The 2357-nt window shown below is 59.4% G+C and carries 4 protein-coding genes and 1 pseudogene; 2 read left to right on the top strand and 3 right to left on the bottom strand.

Annotated features, from left to right (window positions below):
• Positions 1-450 (top strand): annotated as a pseudogene (locus EOA86_RS31000) (type VI secretion protein ImpB); the annotation flags it as partial.
• Complete coding sequence (locus EOA86_RS30995; RefSeq protein WP_128345098.1) at positions 450-704, top strand: hypothetical protein; 255 nt, start codon at positions 450-452, stop codon at positions 702-704. The pseudogene EOA86_RS31000 and the gene EOA86_RS30995, both read left to right, overlap by 1 nt.
• A 223-nt stretch (positions 705-927) precedes the next feature.
• Here EOA86_RS30995 and EOA86_RS30990 read toward each other — a convergent pair whose 3' ends face one another.
• Genes EOA86_RS30990 through EOA86_RS30980 form a run of 3 tightly spaced genes read right to left on the bottom strand, consistent with a single transcriptional unit; the run spans position 928 to position 2218 of the window.
• Positions 928-1623 carry an SOS response-associated peptidase gene (locus EOA86_RS30990; protein WP_128345096.1) on the bottom strand — a complete coding sequence of 232 codons (696 nt, stop codon included), beginning with the start codon at positions 1621-1623 and terminating at the stop codon, positions 928-930.
• 3 nt (positions 1624-1626) lie between these two features.
• Positions 1627-1944: a hypothetical protein gene (locus EOA86_RS30985; protein ID WP_164892156.1), complete on the bottom strand. Its 318-nt coding sequence runs from the start codon at positions 1942-1944 to the stop codon at positions 1627-1629.
• A 40-nt stretch (positions 1945-1984) separates the two neighbouring features.
• Positions 1985-2218: a hypothetical protein gene (locus EOA86_RS30980; RefSeq protein WP_128345092.1), complete on the bottom strand. Its 234-nt coding sequence runs from the start codon at positions 2216-2218 to the stop codon at positions 1985-1987.
• Positions 2219-2357: the final 139 nt, after the last annotated feature.

Raw genomic sequence — 2357 nt, 5'->3', positions numbered from 1 at the left:
ATCTCGCGCCTGCTGCTGATCAAAGCGGCGCGGCGGCTGAGGCGAGAAAACTTCTATGCCGGGGGCTTGTGGCTTTGGCTGTCGATCCGGGACGGGTCCTGGATGGGAAAGCGCCATTTGCCGGTCGTCAACGACGACCAGGCCATACTGTCGGCGCTTTCGGAACTGTGGGACCAGGTACGGAAGGACCACTCGCGCGGCCTGATGATTTTTCGGATTGGCGTCACGCTCTACGACTTGTCGCCATCACATGAACGCCAGCTCGATTTGCTGCTCAATGATGATTGCCAGCGACAGCGTTGGGAAAACGCCAGCAAGGCGATCGACAATCTGAATACGCGCTATGCCGGCACGGTCGTCAGTCTCGGCCAGTGGCGGCCGCCCGGCGGCGGCCACGTAGGCGGCAAGATCAGTTATACGCGCATTCCTTCAGCGGAGGATTTCTGGTGATGAAAAGCTGGAAGCGAAACATTCGCGTCGGCGACCTCGCCGACAATCAAAAGCTGGAAGCGCGCTGCAAAAAATGCGGCCACGTCCACTATCTCACGCGGGCGATCGTCTGCACGTCGCCGGAGCGTGAGTTTCTCTACATCGACGAGCTGGAGCGCGAAACTGTCTGCAGGGCGCGCGGCTGTCGCGGCGGAGTGCGGCTCTCGATGGTGCGGCTCGACGAGTTGAGCGGATTCGTCGGCGGCCTGGCCTAGCGGTTAAACCCTCTACGCTTCCATTGATCCTATCGTTCATATTGAGCCGGCCTCAGTTCTCTCCGTACTCGCGATGTTCCCAGCAAAACCAAATCGTCTGTTTCCCGCGCGGAAAGCCCCAGCCGCCCCACTTCGTGCATCCCGGATGCTCGCAATAGTGTTCGTAGATCCCTATCGCGCGCGACGCCGGCACTGGCTGTGATGAAGGATCGTCACTCATCTGTCAGATCCCGTACGCGGTTCGCATGTCGATTGGCGTGATCATCTCGTCGCCGCCTTTGTTCTTGCTCGAATTCACCTGGCGGTCGACGCGATAGAATTGAAGTTGGCCGTCAAGGTCGTGCGAAAGCAGAGCTTTGGCCTCGCCGCCGGGCGTCGTTGGATCGAGCCATGCATCATAGACCTCGGGAGCGAGGATCACCGGTTGCCGGTCGTGCAGACTGACCATCGGATCTTGGGCTGGGGCGGTCAGAATCGTGCAGCTGGTGATGCCGAGTTTATCATTGTGGGCCCACAGTCCGGCGAACGAGAATGGCCGGTGATCTGGCAGAAAGATGTACCAGGGGTCACGCCCTTTGTCGGCAGGGCTCTGCGTCCATTCGTAGAAGCCATCCGCCGGGATCAAACAGCGTTTCGATTTGAATGCATCCTTGAATGCGCCGGATGTGTCGACCGTCTCCGAACGTGCGTTGAACATTGAGCCCTTCGGCATCTCCTTCGCCCACCAGGGCACGAGCCACCATCGGCCCTCGCGCAGCTTGTGGTTGCCGTCCTCACCGGCGGTAACGAAAACAACATCCTCAGTGGGCGCAATGTTGTAGGCCGGCGCGTCGTTGCGCTGCCGCTCCCAGTCCGTGGTGAGCCGGTAGAGCCGGTGAATTTCGGACCAGGACAGATATCGAGTGTAACGACCGCACATGATCTAAACCCGTAAGATTTCCGGCACTCTTAATGGGCCGCTTTCCAGAATCCTCTTGTATTCATCCTTCCGGTGCCATGCACCTCGTGCCCGACCATTCTCGCGATCGCGCTTCGGATCGAACATCACACCGCCGAAATGATCCCTGAAGGGCTCTGCGGATGCAAGATCGGCAAAGCAGTGGAGGCGATAGTGCTCCTGCTTGCCGTTCGGCCAGACTGCCGTGACGTGTCGCGTCAGATGGTTGAGACCGCGTGTCTCGCAAAACTCCATGATCAGGGTCAGGTTGTGCATGCAGCAAATGTCGTCCGGCAGCGCCACCTGATATGGGTAGGCGCGGTCGATCGCTGAGTAAGATAGCTCACCCATCCTCCGACCCGGCATCAGTCTCGATCTCCCATCTCTTGTGATGCCACTGCCGGCTGAAGCCTGAGGAGACTGCGACCCGAAAATATTGAATCTCGCGCTCCAGGTAGGCGACCTGGACGATCAGGGCGCGAACCGCGGCTCTCGCGTCGCCGTCACAGGAGACGATGACGGCGTCGACGTCGCGCTCCAGATCGTCATCCTGGTCGGATAATTTCTCGGCATGCATCAGGCCGCCTAGTTCGAAGCCATAGGGCCGTCGTAGTGGATCTTGATGAGCCCCGGGACTGCTTCGGCGATCTGTTCGATCTGGCCTTCAAGATAGCCGTTGTGGAGCATCGCAGCCTTGAGAGCTTTCAGTATGTCGC

The sequence above is a fragment of the Mesorhizobium sp. M5C.F.Ca.IN.020.32.2.1 genome (assembly GCF_004023105.1).
Taxonomy (GTDB): domain Bacteria; phylum Pseudomonadota; class Alphaproteobacteria; order Rhizobiales; family Rhizobiaceae; genus Mesorhizobium; species Mesorhizobium wenxiniae.
This window is presented reverse-complemented; position numbering and strand designations above follow the sequence as displayed.